This window comes from Amycolatopsis sp. 3B14 (assembly GCF_050958625.1).
Classification (GTDB): domain Bacteria; phylum Actinomycetota; class Actinomycetes; order Mycobacteriales; family Pseudonocardiaceae; genus Amycolatopsis_E; species Amycolatopsis_E thermoflava.
This window is the reverse complement of sequence record NZ_JBHZEN010000074.1, coordinates 26,138-48,270: the sequence shown is the minus strand read 5'-3', so window position 1 is coordinate 48,270 and position 22,133 is coordinate 26,138. Positions and strand designations below refer to the sequence as shown.

General features: G+C 72.5%; 19 protein-coding genes. 11 read left to right on the top strand and 8 right to left on the bottom strand.

What is annotated here, in order from left to right:
- Positions 1-73: 73 nt before the first annotated feature.
- The 6 genes from ACCP09_RS34900 to ACCP09_RS34875 form a co-directional block, all read right to left on the bottom strand.
- A complete protein-coding gene (locus ACCP09_RS34900; RefSeq protein ID WP_027932563.1) occupies positions 74-1,612 on the bottom strand; it encodes a serine/threonine-protein kinase in 1,539 nt (512 codons plus the stop codon).
- A gap of 183 nt (positions 1,613-1,795) precedes the next feature.
- The gene (locus ACCP09_RS34895) at positions 1,796-2,638 is read right to left on the bottom strand and encodes a hypothetical protein (protein WP_431901029.1); all 843 of its coding nucleotides are present in this window, start codon (positions 2,636-2,638) and stop codon (positions 1,796-1,798) included.
- 161 nt (positions 2,639-2,799) lie between these two features.
- Complete coding sequence (locus ACCP09_RS34890; protein WP_433753072.1) at positions 2,800-3,855, bottom strand: hypothetical protein; 1,056 nt, start codon at positions 3,853-3,855, stop codon at positions 2,800-2,802.
- A 363-nt stretch (positions 3,856-4,218) separates the two neighbouring features.
- Positions 4,219-4,524 carry a hypothetical protein gene (locus ACCP09_RS34885; protein WP_017986712.1) on the bottom strand — a complete coding sequence of 102 codons (306 nt, stop codon included), beginning with the start codon at positions 4,522-4,524 and terminating at the stop codon, positions 4,219-4,221.
- Between the two features lie 64 nt (positions 4,525-4,588).
- Positions 4,589-4,894: a chorismate mutase gene (locus ACCP09_RS34880; RefSeq protein WP_017986713.1), complete on the bottom strand. Its 306-nt coding sequence runs from the start codon at positions 4,892-4,894 to the stop codon at positions 4,589-4,591.
- A 168-nt stretch (positions 4,895-5,062) separates the two neighbouring features.
- Positions 5,063-5,449, bottom strand: a complete 387-nt coding sequence (locus ACCP09_RS34875) for a DUF1707 domain-containing protein (protein ID WP_123683949.1) — start codon at positions 5,447-5,449, stop codon at positions 5,063-5,065.
- Positions 5,450-5,559: 110 nt separating this feature from the next.
- On the opposite strand from ACCP09_RS34875, the gene pcrA reads away from it, so the two are divergent.
- Both pcrA and ACCP09_RS34865 read left to right on the top strand, forming a co-directional pair.
- Positions 5,560-7,965, top strand: a complete 2,406-nt coding sequence (gene pcrA, locus ACCP09_RS34870) for a DNA helicase PcrA (RefSeq protein WP_027932559.1) — start codon at positions 5,560-5,562, stop codon at positions 7,963-7,965.
- Positions 7,966-8,439: 474 nt separating this feature from the next.
- The gene (locus ACCP09_RS34865; protein ID WP_378335370.1) at positions 8,440-8,691 is read left to right on the top strand and encodes a hypothetical protein; all 252 of its coding nucleotides are present in this window, start codon (positions 8,440-8,442) and stop codon (positions 8,689-8,691) included.
- Between the two features lie 19 nt (positions 8,692-8,710).
- On the opposite strand, the gene ACCP09_RS34860 is transcribed toward ACCP09_RS34865, so the two are convergent.
- Positions 8,711-9,526, bottom strand: a complete 816-nt coding sequence (locus ACCP09_RS34860; protein WP_027932558.1) for a M23 family metallopeptidase — start codon at positions 9,524-9,526, stop codon at positions 8,711-8,713.
- A gap of 475 nt (positions 9,527-10,001) precedes the next feature.
- On the opposite strand from ACCP09_RS34860, the gene ACCP09_RS34855 reads away from it, so the two are divergent.
- The 7 genes from ACCP09_RS34855 to purH all read left to right on the top strand — a co-directional run bounded on the left by ACCP09_RS34855 (position 10,002) and on the right by purH (position 19,380).
- Complete coding sequence (locus ACCP09_RS34855; protein WP_433753068.1) at positions 10,002-12,473, top strand: hypothetical protein; 2,472 nt, start codon at positions 10,002-10,004, stop codon at positions 12,471-12,473.
- Between the two features lie 155 nt (positions 12,474-12,628).
- Complete coding sequence (gene sucC / locus ACCP09_RS34850; protein ID WP_020420068.1) at positions 12,629-13,798, top strand: ADP-forming succinate--CoA ligase subunit beta; 1,170 nt, start codon at positions 12,629-12,631, stop codon at positions 13,796-13,798.
- Positions 13,799-13,803: 5 nt separating this feature from the next.
- On the top strand, positions 13,804-14,694 hold the full coding sequence (gene sucD, locus ACCP09_RS34845) for a succinate--CoA ligase subunit alpha (RefSeq protein WP_017986721.1): 891 nt from the start codon (positions 13,804-13,806) through the stop codon (positions 14,692-14,694).
- Between the two features lie 199 nt (positions 14,695-14,893).
- Positions 14,894-15,598: a DUF5336 domain-containing protein gene (locus ACCP09_RS34840; RefSeq protein ID WP_123683945.1), complete on the top strand. Its 705-nt coding sequence runs from the start codon at positions 14,894-14,896 to the stop codon at positions 15,596-15,598.
- A gap of 147 nt (positions 15,599-15,745) precedes the next feature.
- A complete protein-coding gene (locus ACCP09_RS34835) occupies positions 15,746-17,155 on the top strand; it encodes a cell division protein PerM (protein WP_433753065.1) in 1,410 nt (469 codons plus the stop codon).
- Between the two features lie 51 nt (positions 17,156-17,206).
- Positions 17,207-17,824, top strand: a complete 618-nt coding sequence (gene purN, locus ACCP09_RS34830; RefSeq protein ID WP_027932555.1) for a phosphoribosylglycinamide formyltransferase — start codon at positions 17,207-17,209, stop codon at positions 17,822-17,824.
- Positions 17,821-19,380, top strand: coding sequence for a bifunctional phosphoribosylaminoimidazolecarboxamide formyltransferase/IMP cyclohydrolase (gene purH, locus ACCP09_RS34825; protein ID WP_027932554.1), 1,560 nt, complete (start codon positions 17,821-17,823; stop codon positions 19,378-19,380). Before purN ends, purH begins: the two co-directional genes overlap by 4 nt.
- Before the next feature lie 4 nt (positions 19,381-19,384).
- Here the strand turns inward: purH and ACCP09_RS34820 are convergent, their stop codons facing one another.
- Positions 19,385-20,215: a PhzF family phenazine biosynthesis protein gene (locus ACCP09_RS34820; protein ID WP_433753063.1), complete on the bottom strand. Its 831-nt coding sequence runs from the start codon at positions 20,213-20,215 to the stop codon at positions 19,385-19,387.
- Between the two features lie 86 nt (positions 20,216-20,301).
- Between ACCP09_RS34820 and map the strand changes: the two genes are divergently transcribed.
- A complete protein-coding gene (gene map, locus ACCP09_RS34815) occupies positions 20,302-21,090 on the top strand; it encodes a type I methionyl aminopeptidase (protein WP_433753061.1) in 789 nt (262 codons plus the stop codon).
- Positions 21,091-21,203: 113 nt separating this feature from the next.
- Positions 21,204-21,884 (top strand): hypothetical protein, encoded by a 681-nt coding sequence (locus ACCP09_RS34810; protein WP_020420075.1) that lies wholly within the window; start codon positions 21,204-21,206, stop codon positions 21,882-21,884.
- Positions 21,885-22,133: the final 249 nt, after the last annotated feature.

Genomic DNA, 22,133 nt, shown 5'->3' with positions numbered 1-22,133 from the left:
TCTCGTCGTCCCGGCCTGTCGGATAGTCACCCACCACCCTACTGACCGATCCTGAACGTTTCCGGCAGTCGACTCAGCCGTTGGCCCCGGACGTCGGGGTCTCCTCCGGCGTGCTCGTGGGGGTCCTGCTCGACGAGGACGACGAGGAGGTCGGGCTCTTGCTGGAGCTGGGTTTGCTCGCCGAAGTCTCCTCGCTGGAGCTGCGCCGCGAGGGGGAGGACTTCGTCGGCTCGTTGGCCTGGCTCGACCGCGTCGCGGTCGGCGTCGAGCTCTCCGTCGTCTCCACCGACGAGCTGGTCACCGGCGGCGGGAGCACCGGCGGGCTGGTCTCGGTGGTGTTCGTGGTGTTGTTGTTCGCCGGCGTGAACAGCCAGATGCCGAGCGCCACGAGACCGGCCACCACGACGGCGCCGATCGCGGCCGGCACCTTCCACCTGCCCGGCTTCTCGTCCTCGTCGTCCGCCGCGGCGGCCCGGGGCTCGTCGTCGTAGCCGTCGTACCCGGCGGGCACCGCGCGCGTCGCGCCCTGGCGGTCGTAGTCGTCCGTCGGGTATGCGGCGGTGGCGGCGTACGGGTCGTCCGAGTAGTCGTCGTACTCGTCGTAGAACTGGTCGCTCGCGCCGCCGGCCAGGGTGCCGGAGTGCGCGCCGAGCTCGTCGCCGCGGAAGGCCCGCGTGGCGCCGGCGCCTGCCGCCGCGCCCAGCGCCCCGGCCGCGAGCGCGCCACCGGCGAGCGCTCCACCGGACGGCGAGAACTGCGTCTCGTCCGAATTCCCGCCCAGCGGTGTCTCACCGCGCGCCACGGCCGCGAGCAGCTCCTCGGCCTCCGCGGCGGTCGGGCGGTGCTGGACCTCCGGGTGCAGCAGCACGGCCAGCACACTGGCGAGCGGACCGGACTGCCGCGGCGGGTTGATCTGCCCCGCGGCGACCGCGTGCAGCAGGCTCAGGGTGTTCTCGCTCAAACCGAACGGCGGCTGACCCTCGCACGCCGCGTACAGCGTGGAGCCCAGCGAGAAGACGTCCGCCTCCGGGCCCGGATCGCCACCGATCGCGACCTCCGGCGCCAGGTAGGCGGGGGTGCCCGCGATCATGCCGGTCTTGGTGACCGTGACGTCGTCCTTGGCCCGCGAGATGCCGAAGTCGGTGATCTTCACCACGCCGTTGTCGGCGAGCAGGATGTTGCCGGGCTTGATGTCCCGGTGCACGATCCCGACCGCGTGCGCCTCCTTGAGCGCGGCCGCGATCTGGGCGCCGATGCGCGCGACCTCGCGCGGCGGCAGCGTCTTCCGGTCGCGCAGCAGCTCGGCGAGGCTCGTCGACGGCAGGTACTCCATCACCAGGCACGGGTGGCCGTTGTCGTCGGTGACGACGTCGAAGACGGAGATCGCGTTCGGGTGGTGCAGCCGGGCGGCGATGCGGCCCTCACGCATCGTGCGCTGCTTGGCGTCCTCGGCCTCGTGCTGGTCCAGCCCCGGTTGCAGAAGCAACTGCTTGATCGCGACCGAACGGCCGAGTACGTCGTCGTGCGCCTGCCACACCGCACCCATGGCGCCGGTGCCGATTCGCCGCTCGATCCGGTACCGGCCGGCGACCAGGCGACCCTCGTCGCTCACGCGACCTCCTTCGGGGGCTGTTTCAGGGCGCGACAGTGCCGCACGCCTGGAAGCCTATGCACGTAGCTCGGCCCGTGGGCCGGGGGTTGGGCCAGATCCGTCAATCAAGGCTAGGGTGCTCACTCTGCGCGCATGCATCCGGCACTGTATGGGGCGGCCCGACCACGCCTGGTATGGCGTCCGCTACAGCTCCTCGGCGGCCAGCAGGACCGCTTCGGAAATGCTGTGTCCGGCCTGGTCGAGACCCAGCTGCTGCGTCACGCGGAGCCGGGTGCCGTCGTCGCGGCGCATCAGCACCACGGCGAGCACGGACCCATCCGGCTGCACGCGCGCCTCGACGACCTCGACCTGACGCATGGTGCTCCACGCCCGCACCAGGTCGCCCGCCTCCTCACCGGCCAGCGCCGGGCTGAGCAGGTCCAGCGCCTTCTCCGGTGCGGAGTCGACCCGCCGGTAGAACTCGTTGACCACCGCCAGCCTCTCCGCGTCGGTCAGCGTGGGCGCGGTGGTCGTCGCGGTCGCGGAGCCCTCGGCCGTCTGGGGCACGGCGGTCTCCGCGGGCTGTGTCTGGGCCACCGGCACCTGCGCGAGCGGGGTGCTGGTCGCCTGGGCGTGACCGACGGTGTTGCTGCCCTGCTTGCCCCCCGGCGTGCCGCCGACGGCGAAGCCGCCGAGCGCGGCTGCCCCGGTGATCTGCGGCGGGGCCGGGCTGACCGGCGCGGCCGACTGGTCCCGGCCGCGGCTGAGCACCGACGACGCCACGACCGCGCCCACGAGCAGCGTGCCCGCCATGGTGAGCCCGGTGAGCTTGGCGAGCTTCGCGCCGCGGCTCTCCGGCTCCCGCTGCGGCTCGGTCCTGGGGCGGACGCGCGGCGGCGGCAGGTACTTCCGCGGCTCGCGGAACACCTGTGTGAGGTACTCGCGGTCGACCATCTCGTTGTCGAGGATCTCGGGGGAGATCAGCTCCTCGACGCGGAGTGCGTCCGGCGTGCGGGTGGCGCGACGCCGTTCGTGTGCGACTCTCATGGACCTGTCGTCTGGATCTTCCGTCTCGGGGACTGGCCGGGGCTGTCTAGCTGTTAATCAGCGAACCCCCGTACCGCGTTACCGGCCACCCCCGATCGGTGGAGGGGCACCGGGGAACGACGAACGGCAGTTACCGTCACCCACCTGGCGCAGTCCGGTGGTCAGGCACCGTCGCTGGTGATCTTGTCGCCGGAGAACTCCAGCGTGCGCTCCTCGGTGACCTCGCGGCCGTCCTTGTAGACCGTCTGCACGGTGCACACCGTCTTGCCGTCGTACTGGTGCACGCGGATGTGCTTGACCTGGAAGTACGCCACCTCGGCGTACTTGCGCTCCAGCCCCTGCGGGCCTTCCTGCTTCAGCTCGCCATCGGTCAGGCTCGCGGCGGCCTCGGGGTTCTCGGTGACCGTGTCGAGGTAGGTCTGCGAAGTGCTGGCCAGGGTCTTCGGGTCCTCATCCGCGTACGCGGCGAACCGGTACGGGTCCGCCTCGTAGGGCGCGGGGGAGGGCGCCGGCTTGGGCGGCACGCTGCTGGTGGTCGGCGTCGCGGTGGTCGTGCCGCTCGCCGGGCCGCCGGTCGCCGAGGTGTCGCGGACCGTGGTCGAGCCCGACGGCGCGCGCACGCCCGCGCTCTCGGTCGGCCGGACACTCGTCGCGCCGGTGTCCGGGATGTCGTCGCGGGACGTGCTGGACGTGTCGCTCCCGTCGCCGCCTGAGCTGGGCGGGGCGATCTGCTCGCCGGAGAGGGTGGGCACCCCGCCGCCGAGACCGGGCACCCACGCGCCCCCCGCCTGGTCCGGCGCCGGTTTCGCGACGAACGCAGAGCCGGCGAACATCAGCGCGACGACGACGCCGCCCGACGAGGCGGTGGCGAACCAGGCGGCCTTGCGCCAGCTCCGCGGCGGGGTGACCGACGCGGGCACGTTGCCGAGGTCGAAGGAGCCGAGGCCGGTCACCGGAGCGGCCTCGTACACGCGCACGTCGGTGTCCTCGGCCTCGCGGCGGCGTGGCGGGGTGAGCTTGACCTTGGTCCGCTGGGGCCGCTGCGACGGCTTCGCGGCAGGCGGCGCGGACTGCTCGGGCAGGGCGACCGGCTCGGACAGGGGCAGCTCGCCGTGCGCGGCGGGGAAGACGTCAGTGGTGGAGATGCGCTCGGTCAGCGGCAGCGAGCCGCGGGCGGGGGCGTCGAACGGCTCGGAGCGGACCGGGTTCACCGGCATCGGCCGGAACGGCTCCGGCGCGCGGCGGCCGGCCTGCCGGTGCGCCGGGACGACCGGGGTCCAGGTTCCGGCACCACGGCGGTGCCGGCCGGTCCGGGAACGAGAGCTTTCCGTGAAATCGGCCCCGCTTGTCATGCCGTGTGGACACCGCCCTCTGCGTCATCTGACGCCGGAAGAGGGCCGATTCGACCGAATGGAGCAGGGCGTGCATGTGCGGGTGCACGTTCGTCTGCACGCGCACGGCCTGTCGCCGGGCGCGCGGAGCCGAATCTGGGGCATCCCACGCCCTAAAGAGTAAGAGCCCACGCCGGTCGTCAAAGCGTGATCCCGCAAGTTCACTCTGTTGGGGCGTCGGCGCTCCCGTCACCCACCGCTTCGGTAGCGTGCCTGGGTCGACTGCAGCGCCTTGGTTGCGACGGCGCCGCTGCCCGCGGCGACGATGATCGCGAGGATGTCCATCCCGGCGTTGCCCGAGGTGAACAGCCACGCGAGGAGCGACGCGGCGGTCGTCCCGCCGGCGAGCGCCCACCGGCTGCGGACGTACTGCGCGACCGGCGCGCCGCCGGCTCGCTTGTTCGCCGCGTTGTTCAGCAGCGCCAGGTAACCCACATGGGCTAGCGAGGCGAGCACACTGGCGATCGCGATGATGACCGCGATGACGTTAATCATGTCTCCAGTGTGCCCGTCCGCCGAGCCGCCGGGCCTCCGGGAAGCCCCGGAAATCGGACGATTTTCAGCGGCCGAGCCGGCCGCGCCCCAGGTTCAGCAACGCCATCGCGAGCTGGCGGCCGTCCGGGCCGAGTTCGCGGTAACGGGCGAGCACGTCCATCTCGCGGTTGTAGACGATCCGGGTGCCGCCCGCGGCCATCCGCGCGGCGCCGATCGTCTGGGAGACCTCGACCCGGCGCTTGACGAGCCGCAGGATCTCGGAGTCGAGCCAGTCGATCTCCTTGCGCAGCTCGGCGATCTCCTCGGCCGAGGCGACGGGTTCGCCGGAGGTCTCCGGCGGGGTGGCTTTCTCGTTCGTCTGTGCGTTCATCGGGCCCTCCGGTCGGTTCCCGGACCCGCACGGCCCCGAAGCCGACGAAAGCCCCGGGTCCGTGGACTCCGGGGCTTGTGGTGACGGTTTGGTGTGGGCACCTACGCGATCACGGGAGCCGGAGTCCGGGTCCCGTAGAAAAATCGGTACGCGTGGTGCTGCACGAGATCAGTATGGCACAACTCGCCCCCGTGCGCGGACGGCCGCGTGTGCGACCAGGCTCACGCCGAGCCAGAACAACGGGAACACCGGCCAGAAGAACTCCGCGCCGGACACCGCGAACCGGGCGATGAGCAGCGCGGACAGCACGGCTACCACCACGGCGTGCACCCGCAGGGGCACGGGGAAGCGGGAGGGGCGCGGCGGCGTTGGTTCCGGTAGGTCCCGCGTGAGCGCGGACAGTTCGTCGACGTAGGTCGCGGCGTAGGCGGCGGCGAGGCGATCTTCCGCTTCGCCTAGGGTCAGCCTGCCCTCGCCGCTCGCTTCCTGCAGCCGGGTCGCCACGCGCTCCCGGTCCTGGTCCCCGGCGCGGATCCGGTTCGATGGTGCGTCCATGCCGTCGATCCTCCGCCGCGGCGAGCGGGCGCGCGTCCGTCCGCCGACGACACCTGGCGGTACGTCCGGCGCGGTAAACCGTCAGTGCCCCCGAGTAGCGTGGAGAACCGATGAGCACCCTGTTCGACCTCCCCGCCGAGCCGCCCGCGCGTCCAGCGCCGGGCCGCCACGCCGACCTGCTCGCCGACCTCAACCCCGCGCAGCGGGAGGCGGTCACGCACGCGGGCGCGCCGCTGCTGGTCGTCGCGGGCGCCGGGTCGGGCAAGACCCGGGTGCTGACCCGCCGGATCGCCTACCTGCTGGCCGAACGCGGCGTCCACCCCGGCGAGATCATGGCGATCACGTTCACCAACAAGGCCGCGGCCGAGATGCGCGAGCGCGTCAGCGACCTCGTCGGCAGGCGGGCCAACGCGATGTGGGTCTCCACGTTCCACTCGATGTGCGTGCGGTTGCTGCGCCGCGAGGCCAAGACGCTGGACATGTCGTCGAACTTCTCGATCTACGACGCCGACGACACGCGGCGGCTGGTCACGCTCGTCGCGCGCGACCTGGACGTCGACCCCAAGCGCTACCCGGCCCGCGCGCTGGCCGTGCACATCTCCAACCACAAGAACGAGCTGACCGATCCGGAGGACGCCGCGGCGAAGGCGTCCAACGACCTGGAGCGCCGCGTCGCCGAGGTCTACGCCGAGTACCAGCGGCGGCTGCGGCTGGCCAACGCGTTCGACTTCGACGACCTGATCATGCGCACCGTCGAGCTGTTCCAGGCCTTCCCGGACGTGGCCGAGCACTACCGCCGCCGGTTCCGGCACGTGCTGGTCGACGAGTACCAGGACACCAACCACGCCCAGTACACGCTGGTGCGGGAGCTGGTCGGCACGTCGACGAGCGAGTCCGGCGTCGAGCCGGCGGAGCTGTGCGTGGTCGGTGACGCCGACCAGTCGATCTACGCCTTCCGCGGCGCCACGATCCGCAACATCGAAGAGTTCGAGCGGGACTTCCCGGACGCCCGCACGATCCTGCTGGAGCAGAACTACCGCTCCACCCAGACCATCCTGTCGGCGGCCAACGCGGTCATCGCGCGAAACCCCAACCGCCGGGACAAGCGGCTGTGGACCGACTCGGGCGACGGCGAGAAGATCGGCGTGTACGTCGCCGACAACGAGCACGACGAGGCGGCGTTCGTCGCGGGCGAGATCGACGCGCTGGTCGACCAGGGGCAGGCGAAGTACTCCGACGTCGCGGTCTTCTACCGCACCAACAACCAGTCCCGCGTGTTCGAGGAGATCTTCATCCGGCTCGGCCTGCCCTACCGGGTGGTCGGCGGCGTCCGGTTCTACGAGCGCCGCGAGGTCCGGGACGCGCTGGCCTACCTGCGGGTGCTGGCCAACCCGGAGGACACGGTCAGCCTGCGCCGCATCCTGAACGTGCCCAAGCGGGGCATCGGCGACCGGGCCGAGGCGTGCGTGGCGACGCACGCCGAGCGCGAGCGGATCTCCTTCGCGGCCGCGCTGCGCGACGCCGCGGCGGGCCGGGTGGCGCTGCTCAACCCGCGCTCGGCCAAGGCGATCGCCGGGTTCGTCGAGCTGCTCGACGGGCTGATCGAGCTGGTCGACAGCGGCGCCGAGGTCGCGGACGTGCTCGAAGCGGTGCTGGAGCGCACCGGGTACCGGGCCGAGCTGGAGGAGTCCGACGACCCGCAGGACGCCTCGCGCGTGGACAACCTGACCGAGCTCGTCACCGTCGCCCGCGAGTTCACGGAGCAGGCGGCCGAGATGGCGCCGCTTGCCGAGGACGACGACGGGGTGCCCGAGCCGGGCTCGCTGGCGGCATTCCTGGAGCGGGTGTCGCTCGTCGCGGACGCCGACTCGGTGCCGACGCCGGACGAGGACGGCGAGGAAGAGGACTCCGGCGTGGTCACGCTGATGACCGTGCACACCGCCAAGGGGCTGGAGTACCCGGTCGTGTTCTGCACCGGCTGGGAGGACGGGGTGTTCCCGCACCTGCGTGCGCTGGGCGAGCCCGCCGAGCTGGCGGAGGAGCGGCGGCTGGCGTACGTGGCGATCACGCGGGCGCGGCAGCGGCTGTACCTGAGCCGGGCGATCACCCGGTCGGCGTGGGGGCAGCCGATGACGAACCCGGCGTCCCGGTTCTTCGACGAGGTGCCGTCCGAGCTGCTCGACTGGCGCCGCGAGGAGCCGTCGTCCGCCGCCGAGTCGTCGTTCGGGTCCCCGCGCGCCGCGACCACCTGGGGCCGCCGCTCGCGCTTCGGCGAGGATTCCGCGCAGGCAGGCATCGCGGCCCGCGGCATGCGGTCGACGCCGTTCAAGGGCTGGCAGAACACGGTCGCGCTGAAGCTCGAGGTGGGCGACCGGGTCAACCACGACAAGTACGGGCTCGGCACGGTGGTCGAGGCGTCCGGCGAGGGCCCCCGCGCCACGGCGACGATCGATTTCGGCAGTGCGGGCAAGGTGAAGCTGATGCTGATCGGCAGCGTGCCGATGGTGAAGCTGTAGGTCTGTTCGCCGCGGTGGCGTGCCGTGCGCCGGCCGCCACCGCTGTTGGTTGCTCTGCCGTGCCTGCTGCCGACTGGGCATGCGGTCGGTGCTGTAGGCCCTCTGTGCCGCGGTGGTGTGCCGCTCCCTGGCAGCCACCGCGGTCGGCTGCCTATGGCCGTGCCTGCAGCCAATCGCGGCCGGAGGCCGATGCTTGTCGGTCCTGTTCTCCGGCAGTCACCGCTGGTTGCCTACCTGCGCCGTGTCTGCTGCAGACCGCGGCCTGCGATCCACGCTGTACGCCCTCTGCGCCGCGGTGGTGTGCCCCGCCCCGGCTGCCTATGCCTGCCTGACCACCCGCAACTCCAGCGTGCGCCCGGCCCGTTAACCCGTTCGAGCGAACGTCGATCCCCGCTGCCCGAGCACGCCAAAACTGTCAGACCCCTCCGATACAACTGTCTCGAACGAAAGTTCGAACCCTTGGGAGGTCATGGTGTGGGCAAGCAGTGGTTCCCGTACGTGCGGGCGGGCGTCCTGGAACGCGTCGAGCGCATGGTCGCGCGTGCGGCTCGCGACGGTGCACTACCGGCCGCGGAGGCGCTCGTCGTCCTCGGAGCCTGGCAGGCACTGCTGGAGCGGCACGGCGGGCCGGACGGCCGGTGCGTGCTGTGCCGGCGCACTTCGCGGCGGCTGTGCGGGGTCTGGCAGGTCGCGGTGGCCTACTTCGTGCGGCCGGACGCCCCGTGAACGAGCTCGAGAGGGGCCGTCAGAGGTAGACGCCGCGGGCGGCGAGCCAGGTGCGCGGGTCGACCTTCTTGGTGCCGTTGAGCCACACCTCGAAGTGCAGGTGCGGGCCGGTGCTCTGGCCGCGGTTGCCGATCTCGGCGATCTTCTGGCCGCACTTGACCTTCTGGCCCTCGCGCACCGAGTAGCTGTTCATGTGGCCGTACACCTGCACGGTGCCGTCGTCCAGCTGGATCTTCACCCACAGGCCGAAGCCGCTGGCCGGGCCGGCCTCGATCACGGTGCCGTCGGAGGCGGCGTAGATCGGGGTGCCGATCGAGTTGGCGATGTCGATGCCGTAGTGGCTGGTGCCCCAGCGGGCGCCGAAGCCGGAGGTGTACGTGCCCTTCGCGGGCAGGCAGGTCTTCGGGCGGGCGGCCTCTTCGGCGGCGGCGCGGGCGGCTTCGGCGTCCCGGGCCTGGCGGGCCATCGTGACGTTCTCGCTGTCGGTGAGGCGCTGCACCTCGGCCGACGCGTCCGTGAAGTTGGCCGCGGGAAGGATCTCGGGAGCGCCGGTGGGAGCGTCACCACCGACGGCGAACGACGCGCTGGCGTCCTCGGCGTTGGCCAGCGGGGTCACACCGGCGTCGGAGGTCTGCACGGCCTGGAGGGTCTGTCCTGCGGCGGCAGCGGCGAACGCGCCGGCCGCGACAGCGGCGACGACGACCCGGCCGCGCAGCGCCGACGAAGGCGCGGGGAGCCGGTGGGCGCCCCGGACCCGGACGACGGCGCCGTCCTGAGCGTCGTCGTCGAGTTCCGGGGAAGGAGCTTGGCCGCCGGGGGAGCGGTATCGAGCCAAGTCAGGGCCTTCCGTTGCTCGGGGGGTCAGACCGTAGGCGCCGGGCGGGGGATCCCGGTGGGCAACCGTTCGGGGGGTTGGCTGCCCGTCGCCCACATCGTGACCTGACCGTGATGGGGACCGGGGGACAGTAACGAAGGGATGTGGTCGTCGGCAAGAACCGGCCGCCGTCTGGGCCGAACGTGGGGCGCGGGCCGGCCGTCCAGCAGCGGCGATGACACTGGGTAGAGGGGATATTCCGCCGTTGGTGTGACGTCCGACACGGTTTGTTAGTTCGTGGGGTTCCGGGGGCAACCTCGGAGGCTTGCTAGCGTCGGCGCCGGTGTCGGTAGCGAGACCGCGCGGGCCCGCGATCGTCTGTGAGGCGGTGGTGCCGGGCGCCGGTGTCAGGCACAGGCTGCGGTGCGCCGCGGCTCTCGGACGCCGAGGCCGGCCGTCCCGACCGCTCCTCCGACCCTCGACGACGTGAGAACACATGGACACTGACAGCACCGGCGGCGCGGCTGCCGTGCAGCTCGACGCCATCCCCGACACGGCCGCCGCGGGCCGGTCCCCGTCAGTCGCGGCCTACGTGGTGGGTGCGGTCTCGGCCGTGCTGCTCGCCGTGGGTGCCGCCGTGCCCGTTGTGAACGGCGTGGCGCGGGGTTTCCACAGCGTGCCGTTGCTGGTGGTGCTCGCCGTCGCGCCGATGGCCGTGGTCGCGGTGCTGGCGCTGAAGGGACGCCACCAGACGGCGGCGGGAGTGCTGGCCGCCGTGGCGGCGCTCGCCCCCGGGCGGCTGGTGCTCGACCTGATCCTGCTGACGGACCCGGTCCGCGCCGCGCGCCCGGAGCTGTTCCGGCTGCACTCACTGGCCGACCCCGGCACCGCGCCCGGCCTGTGGCTCCTGCTGGCGGGCCACGTGGCGGCGATCGCCGCGGGGGTGATGGCAACACGAGCCGCTGCCCCGAAGGCGGACACCCCGTGGACGCCGAGGGCCTCCGCCGCAGCCGAGGCCGCCGCCGCCCGCGCCGCCGGAGGCCCTGGCCCGAGCAGCCCCAGCACCGATCCCGTGGCCGATCCCGGCAGCATCGCCCGGACCGCCGACGGTGACGCACCCGGCGGTGCTGCCTCAGTGAACGGGGGAGCCGCAGGCGGCGAGGGCGAGCCGCGCTCGATGGACGAGCCGGCTGCTGGCAGTGCTGACGAGAAGGCGGCTGGTGAGCCGGACGCAGGCAGCGCGGGAGACGCGAACGACCGCGCCGGCGCAATCCCTGCTGTGAAGCCGAACACCGAATACACCGCCCGGATCGGCAGCTCTGGCCGCGCCCCAGACGCCGACTCCGGCGGAGCCGTCACCCCCGCTGACGCCGCTGATCAGGCCTTTGCCCTTGACGATGACTCTGGTCGGGCTTCTGCCTTGGGCGGTGGTTCTGCCGGGGCTGCTGGTGCCCGCCGTGGCCGCGCCCCCGCCGCCGACTCCGGCGGAGCCGTCACCCCCGCCGGCGCCGCTGACCGGGCCTTTGCCCCTGACGACGACTCTGGTCGGGCTTCTGCCTTGGGCGGTGGTTCTGCCGGGGCTGCTGGTGCCCGCCGTGGCCGCGCCCCCGCCGCCAGCCCTGGCCGAGCCGCCACCCGTGCCACCCCGGCTGACCAGCCCGCTGCCTCCGAGGGTGCCTGGCCCGAGGCGGCCGACGTGAGCCGCGCGGGGCTGATCTTCGGGATGTTCGCCGCGGTCGTCGCGGGCGTCGGGGTCATGATGGCGCCCTTCACCTCGACCGACGCGTTCCTGCCCGCGGGCAGCGCGTTCGAGAGCCCGGGCCTCGTCCTCGCCGGCAGTCTGCTGCTCGCCTTCGCGCTGCCCGTCGCCACCGTGTTGCTCGCCGGCTCGGGCACGGCCGTCGCCCGGGGTGGGTTGCTCGGGCTCGGCGTCACCGCCGCCGTCGTCGGGTTGCCGAACCTCGTCTCCGGGCTCAGCCTGCCCGGAGTGCGCCTCGCGGCGGGGCCGATCCTCGTGCTCGTCGGGGCGGCCGGGATGATCGCCGCCGCGTTCCTGCCCACCGCCACCACCCCGGACGCCGCCCAGGACGACGAGGCGGGCGAGATCACCCTGCCCGGCATCCGCCGCCTGCGGATCGTCACCGGCGTCCTCGCCGTGCTCACCTCCGCCGCGGCCATCGCCGGCGCCCTCACGCCCCAGGTGGTCATCACCGAGACCCTCAACGGCCCGCAGAGCCCCTCCCGCTCCGCACTGCTCGTCGCGGGGCTGCTGGTCGGCCTGCTGGGCCTCGTCATGTTCACCGCCGGCCCGGCCGCCTACGCCCGGCCCGCCCTCTCGGTCGCCTGGGTCACGATCCCGCTCGCCGGCACCGCCGTCCTGACCATGGCCGTCACCGCCACCGAGCTGGGCGCCGGCCTCACCCCGGGACCCGGCGTGCTCTGGACCGCGCTCGCGATCGTCGGGTCGGCGATCACCGCCTGCTGCTCCGTCGTCGCGGGCATGGTCGAACGCGACGAGACGACCGACCCGGCCACGGCGTTCGGCGACGGCCCCGCCCTGCCCGGCGCGGACCTGCTCACCCCGCTGGTCGCCGCGGGGATACTCGCCATCGGCGCCTTCGGTACGCCCTCGATCCTCGCGCCGGACTACGTCGAGCCCGCCCTCTGGTCGAGCTTCGGCACCCCCTCGTGGGGCCTGCTGGTCGCGCTGCTCACCGTGCTCGGCGCGTGCGTCCTCGCCCCGCGGTGCCGTCCCGCCCGCGCCGCGGCGCTGCTCGCCGGCGCCGCCTGCGTCGCCGGGCTGCGTGCCGCGGAGTTGCCACTCGTGGGTGATGAGATCGCCGGCGCGCACGCCGGGCTGGGCTGGTGGCTCGCGCTGGGCTGTGCCCTCGCCCTGGTCATCGCCGCCGTTCTGGCCGCGCGTGGCTCGATTCACACCCCGAAACCACGCTCTGGATCCATACGGTGACCGAGTTCACCGGATGCGCCGCCCCGAGCCAAAGCCCAGGTCGCTAGGGTCGTCTCCGTCCGGCAGCATGGTTTGCAACAAGCACCCGCCTGCGGATCGCCCCTCGCGAGACGACCGGTGACTCAGGCGGTGTGTGTCGTCAGGAGACTGGAGTAGTGGACCTCTACGAATACCAGGCGAAGGACCTCTTCGCCGCCCACGGCGTGCCGGTACTGCCCGGCGCCGTAGCGAGCACCCCGGAAGAAGCCCAGGCCGCCGCCGAGAAGATCGGTGGACAGGTCGTCGTCAAGGCCCAGGTGAAGACCGGTGGCCGCGGCAAGGCCGGTGGCGTGAAGCTCGCCAAGGACCCGGCCGAGGCCAAGGAGAAGGCCGAAGCCATCCTCGGCCTCGACATCAAGGGCCACATCACGCACCGCGTGCTGGTGACCGAGGCGTCCGACATCGCGGAGGAGTACTACTTCTCCTTCCTGCTGGACCGCGCCAACCGCACCTTCCTGGCCATGGCGTCCGCCGAGGGCGGCATGGAGATCGAGCAGCTGGCCGTGGAGCGGCCCGAGGCGCTCGCCAAGGTGCCGGTCGACGCGATCGCCGGTGTCGACAAGGCCAAGGCGCTGGAGATCCTGACCCAGGGCAACTTCCCCGAGGCCATCCGCGACCAGGCGGCCGACGTGGTCGTCAAGCTGTGGGAGACCTTCGTGGCCGAGGACGCCACCCTGGTCGAGGTCAACCCGCTGGTCCGCGACCCGCAGGACAAGATCGTCGCCCTCGACGGCAAGGTCACCCTGGACGAGAACGCCGCCTTCCGCCAGCCGAAGCAGGAAGAGCTCGTCGACAAGCAGACCGAGGACCCGCTGGAGGCCAAGGCCAAGGCGAAGGACCTCAACTACGTCAAGCTCGACGGCGAGGTCGGCATCATCGGCAACGGCGCGGGCCTGGTCATGTCCACCCTGGACGTGGTCGCCTACGCCGGTGAGAAGCACGGCGGCGTCAAGCCCGCCAACTTCCTCGACATCGGCGGTGGCGCCTCGGCCGAGGTCATGGCCGCCGGCCTGGACGTCATCCTGAACGACCCGGCCGTCAAGTCGGTGTTCGTCAACGTCTTCGGTGGCATCACCGCGTGCGACGCGGTCGCGACCGGCATCGTCGAGGCCCTCAAGATCCTGGGCGACGAGGCCACCAAGCCGCTCGTGGTCCGGCTCGACGGCAACAACGTCGAGGAAGGCCGCCGGATCCTCAACGAGGCCAACCACCCGCTGGTCACGCAGGTGGACACCATGGACAACGCAGCGGACAAGGCTGCCGAGCTGGCCGCGGCAGGAGCGTAAGAGACATGTCGATCTTCCTCGATTCCAGCAGCAAGATCATCGTTCAGGGCATCACCGGGTCCGAGGGCACCAAGCACGCGACCAAGATGCTGCAGGCCGGCTCGAACATCGTCGGCGGCGTGAACGCCCGCAAGGCGGGCCAGACCGTCACCATCGCGGGCAAGGACCTCACCGTGTTCGGCACGGTCGAGGAGGCCATGAAGGAGACCGGCGCCGACGTGTCGGTCATCTTCGTGCCGCCGAAGTTCGCCAAGGACGCGGTCATCGAGGCCATCGACGCCGAGATCCCGCTCGCCGTGGTGATCACCGAGGGCATCCCGGTGCACGACTCGGCCTACTTCTGGGCCCACGCGGTCGCCAAGGGCAACAAGACCCGCATCATCGGCCCGAACTGCCCGGGCGTCATCTCGCCGGGCAAGTCCAACGCGGGCATCATCCCGGCCAACATCACCGGCCCTGGCAAGATCGGCCTGGTGTCGAAGTCGGGCACGCTGACCTACCAGATGATGTACGAGCTGCGTGACATCGGCTTCTCCACCGCCGTCGGCATCGGTGGCGACCCGGTCATCGGCACCACGCACATCGACGCTCTGGAGGCCTTCCAGGCCGACCCGGAGACCGAGGTCATCGTCATGATCGGTGAGATCGGTGGCGACGCCGAGGAGCGGGCCGCGGCCTACATCAAGGAGAACGTGACCAAGCCGGTCGTCGGCTACGTCGCGGGCTTCACCGCCCCCGAGGGCAAGACGATGGGTCACGCGGGCGCGATCGTGTCCGGCTCGGCCGGCACCGCGCAGGCGAAGAAGGAGGCCCTCGAGGCCGCGGGCGTGAAGGTCGGCAAGACGCCGTCCGAGACCGCCGCGCTGGCCCGGGAGCTGTACGAGAACCTGCACTGACCTAGCGGTCCACACGCCGGCCGGGCACCGTTCGCGGTGCCCGGCCTGCGTGCTTCCCGGCCCCCGAAATTCGACGCAACCGTTTGCCGCCCCGGCACGTCGGATAGCCGGATGGGGTGACCGGGAACCCCGGGACGTGTTGCATCGTTCCCGGACATATCGGCACCCCGGTTCGGGCGAAGACAGGAGAGCAAGCGCGATGACGTTCCCCAGTGGTGGACCGGGATACCCGCAGCAGGGCGGCGGTGGCCAGCCCCCGGGGACCGGCGGGTTCCCCCAGCAGCAGCCCCCGGCGCAGCAGGGCCCGAGCCTGTCGCCGGCGAACCTGAGCATGATCCTGACGCTGTTCATCGCCCTGCTGGGCCTGGTGAACTACTTCATCGGCTTCTCCGAGGAAGCGCAGGGCGCCGACCAGCCGGTCCTGTTCCTGCTCGTGGGCGGCCTGCTGGCCGGCCTGGCGGTGCTGCCGAGGGGCCCGCGGACGCTCCCGTTCGCGGTGCTGTTCAGCGTGCTCGGCGCGCTCACCGCGATCCTGGTGGTCGTGCACATCCCGGAGCAGGCCGAGACCCCGGGCATCTACACGGTGATCCTGATCCTCGGCATCCTGCAGATGCTGGTCGCGGTCGCGGCGCTGCTGTTCGACGCGGGTGTGCTGAAGATGCCGCAGCCGCAGCAGCCGCAGTACGGCCAGCCCTACGGTCAGCCGGGCCAGTTCGGCCAGGGCCCCGGTGAGCAGAAGGGCGGCCCGTCGGGCACCCAGTACGGCCCGCCGGTGACGCCGCCGCAGCAGCAGTCCACGGTGTACGCCCCGCAGCAGGGCCAGTTCTACAACCCGGCGGCCAAGCCCGAGGGCCAGCAGGGCCAGCACCCCGGCACCCCGCCCGGTGGCAGCCCCCAGGGTTGATCTTCCGCGCAGGAGCGCCCCTTCCCGGTCCGGGAAGGGGCGCTTTTCAGTTCGCGTGTGACACCGCCCTCGTGTGGCTTAACCCGCATGAGGGAGGAACGGCGTGGCTCACCCGGGCGGAGCAGTGTTGGTGCGAGGGTGCGAAGCATGCAGGTGCTCACCTCGTACCGCCGATCCGGGAAAGGGGTGACGGACCCGGGACACCGGGGCGAGCGCTCACCGGTCGTCCGGGCGAGGGTGTTCGCCGCGGCGGTCCTCGGTCCCATCGTCGCCGGGTACGTCGTGGTCGCGGCCCTGTTCGGGCTGGTCACGGCCATGGCCCCGGCGGGGGAGTCCGCGATCGGCGGGGTGCTGCGTGCGGCCGGGCCGGGCTGGCTCGCCGCCTACCAGGTGCCCGTGGAGATCGCCGGGCGCCCGCTCGGCGTGCTGCCGTTGCTGGCGACGATCGGCGCGCTGGCGCTGGTCGCCCGGTCGGCGGCGACCGCGACGCGGCGTCTCGGCTATGCCGAGCCCGGCGCGACCGTGCCGTTGATCGCCGCGGTGACCAGCGGGCACGCGCTCGCCGGGCTGGGGATCGCGTTGTTCGACGACAGCGCCGGAGTGCGCGTCGAGCCGCTGTCCGCGTTCGCCGTGCCCGCGGTTCTCGCGGGTGTCGCCGCCGCGGCCGGAGCGGCGTCGCAGTCCGGTGGCGCGGCAGCTGTCCACGACTACCTGGACCCGCTCGCGGTGCGCGGGCTGCGTGCCGGCGCGCTGGGCCTGGCCGGGCTGCTCGCGGTCGGCGCGCTCGTGCACACCGTTGCGCTGGTCCTCGCCTCGGGCACGATCCGCCAGCTGTTCGCGGCGAACGCGCCGGGGTTCGGCAGCGGCGCCGGGATGCTGTTGCTGTCGCTGGGGTACCTGCCCAACGCGGTCGTCGGCGGCCTGGCCTTCGTCACCGGTCCTGGCTTCTCGATCGGGTCGTTCTCGGCAGGCGCGTTCTCGTTCACCGGCGGTCCGGTGCCCGGCCTGCCGGTGCTGGCCGGCGTTCCCGAGCACGCGGCGCCCTGGTGGCCGGTCCTCATGCTGCTGCCGGCCGGGGTCGGCGCGCTGCTCGGCTGGTCGCTGCGCCGCGCCGACGAGAACCCGCTCGCCCGGCTGCGGATCGTCGGCATCGCGGGCGCGCTCGTCGGGTTCGGATGTGTGTTGCTCGGCACTCTCGCCGGCGGCAGGCTCGGCGGCGGCGCGTTCGACCCGGTGAGCATCCCGGTCGGGCTGGTGTCCGTCGCCGCGTTCGGCTGGATCGCGGTGCCCGGCGGTCTGATCGCCTGGTTCGCCGGCCCCCACGCGCGTCCCGAGCCCGCGCCCGAGCCGGAAGAACCCGAGGTGGAGCCCGAAATCGAGGCCGAATTGGAGAACCTCGACGCCGAGCTCGAAGAGCTGGAATCCGAGGCCGAGGAAGAGGCCGGGGAGCCTGCTGAGGAGGACCCGGAATTGGACTCCGAAGAGGAGCCCGAGGACGAGCCGGACGACAGCGAGGAGCAACCGCCCACCGACGGGAAGCCCGACGAGCCCAGTTAGTCTGGTCGGGACATAGGCACGGGCGAAGGAGAGGCGTTGAACTCCAGCCGGTTGGAACTGCCCGTCCCGGTCAAGCTGGTGGTGCTCGCCTCCGGATCGGGCACGCTGCTGCAGTCGCTCCTGGACGCGACCGAGCGCATCGACTTCCCGGCGAAGATCGTCGCCGTCGGCACGGACCGCACGGGCGTCGAGGCGCTGGCTCGCGCCGAGCGCGCCGGGGTGCCGTACTTCACCGTCCGGCTGAGCGACCACCCGGACCGCGACGCCTGGGACAAGGCCCTCACCGAGGCGGTCGCCGCCTACGAGCCGGACCTGGTCGTGTCGGCCGGCTTCCTGAAGATCCTGGGGACGAACTTCCTCACGCGCTTCCCGAACCGCGTGATCAACACCCACCCGGCCCTGCTGCCGTCGTTCCCGGGGATGCACTCCGTGGCCGACGCGCTGGAGCTGGGCGTCAAGCTGACCGGCTGCACGGTGCACTTCGTGGACGCCGGGGTCGACACGGGTCCGATCATCGCCCAGGAGGCGGTGGCGGTCGAGCCGGACGACGACGAGGACAGGCTGCACGAGCGGATCAAGGTCGTGGAACGACGGCTGCTCGTGGACGTGGTGGAACGACTCGGCCGGGCCGGTGCCACGGTCGAGGGACGGAAGGTGAGGTTGCGGTGACGGTGGAAGACCGGCGTCCGGTGAAGCGCGCGCTGATCGGCGTTTCGGACAAGACGGGCCTGCTGGAGCTGGGCACCGCGCTGCACGCGGCGGGTGTGGAGATCGTTTCCACCGGCGGCACGGCGAAGGCGCTGGCCGACGCCGGGGTGCCGGTCACGCCGGTCGAGCAGGTCACCGGGTTCCCGGAGTCGTTCGACGGGCGCGTGAAGACGCTGCACCCGCGGGTGCACGCGGGCCTGCTGGCCGACCGCGACCGGCCCGAGCACGTCGAGCAGCTGCGTGAGCTGGACATCGCGCCGTTCGACCTGCTGGTCGTCAACCTCTACCCGTTCCGGGAGACCGTCGCCTCGGGCGCGAGCCCCGAGGACTGCGTGGAGAACATCGACATCGGCGGTCCGGCGATGGTCCGCGCCGCGGCGAAGAACCACAACAACGTGGCCGTCGTGGTCGACCCGGCCCGCTACGACTGGGTGCTGGAGCAGGTACGCGCCGGCGGCTTCGCGCTGGCCGACCGCAAGCGCCTGGCAGCCCAGGCGTACGCGCACACCGCGAGCTACGACATCGCGGTCGCGTCGTGGTTCGCCAACGCCTACGCCCCGGCCGACGACTCCGGCTTCCCCGACTTCACCGGCGCCACCTGGGAGCGCGGCGAAGTGCTGCGCTACGGCGAGAACCCGCACCAGCGCGCCGCGGTCTACCGGCACTGGCGCGGCGGGCTGGCGCACGCCGAGCAGCTGCACGGCAAGGCCATGTCCTACAACAACTACGTCGACACCGACGCCGCGCGCCGGGCCGCCTACGACTTCGAGGGCCCCGCGGTCGCGATCATCAAGCACGCCAACCCGTGCGGCATCGCGGTCGGCCTGGACATCGCCGAGGCGCACCGCAAGGCCCACGCGTGCGACCCGGTGTCGGCCTACGGCGGCGTGATCGCGGCGAACCGGCCGATCACCCGTGCGGCCGCCGAGCAGATCGCCGAGGTGTTCACCGAGGTCGTGCTCGCGCCGGACTTCGAGGACGAGGCGCTGGACGTGCTCAAGCGCAAGAAGAACGTGCGTCTGCTGAAGCTGCCCGCGCTGACCGACGCGGACCCGATCGAGTTCCGGCCGATCTCCGGCGGCGTGCTCGTGCAGACCGTCGACCGGATCGACGCGCCCGGCGACTCGCCGGCGAACTGGACGCTGGCCACCGGCGAGGCCGCCGACGCCGACACGCTCGCGGACCTGGTGTTCGCGTGGCGGGCGATCCGCGCGGTGAAGTCGAACGCGATCCTGCTGGCCAGCGGCGGTGCGACGGTCGGCGTCGGCATGGGGCAGGTCAACCGCGTCGACTCGTCCCGGCTGGCCGTGCAGCGCGCCGGTGACCGGGTCAAGGGCGCGGTGGCCGCGTCCGACGCGTTCTTCCCGTTCCCGGACGGGCTGCAGGTGCTGATCGACGCCGGCGTGAAGGCCGTCGTCCAGCCCGGTGGCTCGGTGCGGGACGCCGAGGTGATCGCGGCGGCCGAGGAGGCCGGCGTGACGCTGTACCTGACGGGCACGCGCCACTTCGCCCACTGACGGCTCAGAGCCGGGTGGCGGTCCCGGTGATCGTCACCCGCTCGTCGCCGGGGTGGACGTCGACGAGCAGTTCGCTGCGCCGCCCCATGTCCTCGCCCTGCACGATCGTGAGGCGCCGGGGTTCGGTGACCTTGCCGAGGGCTTTCAGGTAGCCGCCGAAGGCCGCGGCTGCCGCGCCCGTCGCGGGGTCCTCGACGACGCCGCCGACCGGGAACGGGTCGCGGGCGTGCACGACGTTCTCGTCTTGCGCGTGGAACAGGTGCACGGTGGTCCAGCCGTGCTCGCGCATCACGCCCGCGAGGCGGTCGAAGTCGTAGTCGAGGCGGGCCAGGCGGTCCCGGGTGGCGGCGGCGAGCACGAGGTGGTCGTTGCCTGCGAAGGCGACGTGCGGCGGCCAGGCCGGGTCGAGGTCGTCGCGGGACCAGCGGAGCGCGTCCAGAGTCTGGCTCAGTTCGTCCTCGGTGGCGGGCCGGGAGCGGGCGGGGACGCTGGTGAAGCCGGCGGTGATCGCGTCTCCGCCGCTGGTCCGGAGCGTGATCGGGCCGGCTGGGGTGTCGAAGAGCAGGTCGCCGGTGCCCGTCCGTTCGGCGAGCGCGACCGCGGTGGCGATGGTGGCGTGCCCGCAGAAGGCGACCTCGGCCAGCGGGCTGAAGTAGCGCACGCGGTAGTGGCGGGGGCCGTCCGGGATGGCGAAGGCGGTCTCCGAGTAGCCGACGTCCGCGGCGATCTTCTGCATGTCGTTGTCGGTGAGCCCGGTGGCGTCGAGGACGACACCGGCCGGGTTGCCGCCGGTGGGGTCGCTGCTGAACGCGGTGTAGCGGAGGACCTCGGTCATGAGGTCGATTCTGCCGGATGGAGGGGCGCGATGGTCGGTATTATCATACCGTCCAAACAATACCGTTCCCTGAACAAGAGGTACCCGTGATCGAACTGAAGACGCCTGCGGAGATCGAGCGCATGCACGTGACCGGGCGTTTCGTGGCCGAGGTGCTCACCGAGGTCGGCAGGCTCGCCGACGTAGGCGTCAACCTCCTGGACCTGGAGCACCACGTCCGCGGCATGATCAAGCGGCGCGGGGCCGAGTCCTGCTACTGGGACTACGCTCCGTCGTTCGGCGAGGGCCCGTTCCGCAACGTCATCTGCCTGTCGGTCAACGACGCCGTCCTGCACGGCCTCCCGCACGACTACACGCTGCGTGACGGCGATGTGCTCACCGCGGACCTCGCGGTGACCATCGACGGCTGGGCGGCCGACTCGGCGCGCACGGTCGTCGTCGGGACCGCGGCCGAGGAGGACCTGCGGATCATCCGCGCCACCGAGGAGGCGCTGGAGGCCGCGATCGAGGCGGCCCGCCCCGGCAACCGCCTCGGTGACATCTCGGCGGCGATCGGGTCCGTGGCCGAGGCGTACGGCTACCCGGTGAACACCGAGTTCGGTGGTCACGCCATCGGCCGCACCATGCACGAGGACCTCCATGTCCCCAACAAGGGCCGGGCGGGCCGCGGTCTGAAGCTCCGGCCCGGGCTGACCCTCGCGCTCGAACCGTGGTTCGCGCGCACCACCGACCGCATCGTCCACGACCCCGACGGCTGGACGATCCGGTCGGCCGACGGCTCCCGCACGGCGCACTCCGAGCACACGGTCGCCATCACCGAGGACGGCCCGCTGGTGCTCACCCGGCGTGACGAGGAGGGCCGCACCTCGGCTTGACATCGCACAGGTGTTCGAGGCAAACTAGGCGCATCGAACAGCAGTTCGAACAGTCGCCGGCTTCCCCACGGTGACGTCCGCAGGTTCTCGCAGGCGCGTCGTGGGGAGGTGGCATGTCGGTCGCGACACTGGCAGCTCTGCCCGGGGTGAGCACGGCGAGCGGAGTGGCCGCCGCGGCGGAGCACGCCCAGCTGACCGGGCGCGTCCTGCCGGTGCTGCCGGAGTTGCGCCGCCTGCTGCCGTCGGCGGGCCTGCGGCGCGGGAGCACGATCGCGGTGCGCGGATCGACGTCGTTGCTCCTGGCGCTGCTGGCCGAGGCGACGGCGACCGGATCGTGGGCCGCGGCGGTGGGGATGCCGGACCTCGGTCTGGTGGCCGCCGCGGAACTCGGGGTCGAGGTGAGCCGGCTCGCGCTGGTGCCGCGGCCAGGGGCCGAGTTCGCCGCGGTCACCGGCGCGCTGCTGGACGGGGTGGACGTGGTGGCGGTCGCCGCTCGGGGCGCGGCGCCGCAGGAGGCACGGCGCCTTTCGGCGCGGGCACGGCACCGGGGCGCCGTGCTGCTCTCCCTCGGGCCGTGGCCAGGCGCCGAGGTGGAGCTGAACTGCGTGGCCGGCCGCTGGGCCGGTCTCGAAGGCGGGCACGGGTACCTGCGTGAGCGGCGGGTCCGTGTCCAGGGTGCCGGCCGGGGCGCGGCGACGCGGCCCCGGCGGGCGGATCTGCTGCTGCCGGGGTCTGCGGGGGCCCCGGCAGCAGCACCCGAGCCGGTGCTCGAACTGGCCAGGGAGGTGGGCTGATGCGCGGCGATCTTCCGGGGACGAGCGCCGTTGCTTCGGGCCACGGGCCGAGGCGCGCAGGCGGCTCGGGAACGGCGGTGGCGCGGCGCGGCGCCACCGGCGGGGCGGTGCGCCGCGGGGCTGCCGGTGGGGTGGTGTGCTGCGGGGCTGCTGGCCGTGCGGTGTGCTGTGGCGCGGCCGGTGGGGTGGTGTGCTGCGGGGCTGCCGGCGGGATGGCCTGCCGTGGCGCGGCCGGCGGGGTGTGCCGCG

Excerpts from the sequence above, each read along its gene's own strand:
- ACCP09_RS34895 (WP_431901029.1), bottom strand. The coding sequence starts at position 2,638 with ATGAGAGTCGCACACGAACGGCGTCGCGCCACCCGCACGCCGGACGCA.
- ACCP09_RS34890 (WP_433753072.1), bottom strand. The coding sequence starts at position 3,855 with ATGCCGGTGAACCCGGTCCGCTCCGAGCCGTTCGACGCCCCCGCCCGC.
- ACCP09_RS34885 (WP_017986712.1), bottom strand. The coding sequence starts at position 4,524 with ATGATTAACGTCATCGCGGTCATCATCGCGATCGCCAGTGTGCTCGCC.
- ACCP09_RS34880 (WP_017986713.1), bottom strand. The coding sequence starts at position 4,894 with ATGAACGCACAGACGAACGAGAAAGCCACCCCGCCGGAGACCTCCGGC.
- ACCP09_RS34875 (WP_123683949.1), bottom strand. The coding sequence starts at position 5,449 with ATGGACGCACCATCGAACCGGATCCGCGCCGGGGACCAGGACCGGGAG.
- pcrA (WP_027932559.1), top strand. The coding sequence starts at position 5,560 with ATGAGCACCCTGTTCGACCTCCCCGCCGAGCCGCCCGCGCGTCCAGCG.
- ACCP09_RS34855 (WP_433753068.1), top strand. The coding sequence starts at position 10,002 with ATGGACACTGACAGCACCGGCGGCGCGGCTGCCGTGCAGCTCGACGCC.
- sucD (WP_017986721.1), top strand. The coding sequence starts at position 13,804 with ATGTCGATCTTCCTCGATTCCAGCAGCAAGATCATCGTTCAGGGCATC.
- ACCP09_RS34840 (WP_123683945.1), top strand. The coding sequence starts at position 14,894 with ATGACGTTCCCCAGTGGTGGACCGGGATACCCGCAGCAGGGCGGCGGT.
- ACCP09_RS34835 (WP_433753065.1), top strand. The coding sequence starts at position 15,746 with ATGCAGGTGCTCACCTCGTACCGCCGATCCGGGAAAGGGGTGACGGAC.
- ACCP09_RS34820 (WP_433753063.1), bottom strand. The coding sequence starts at position 20,215 with ATGACCGAGGTCCTCCGCTACACCGCGTTCAGCAGCGACCCCACCGGC.
- ACCP09_RS34810 (WP_020420075.1), top strand. The coding sequence starts at position 21,204 with ATGTCGGTCGCGACACTGGCAGCTCTGCCCGGGGTGAGCACGGCGAGC.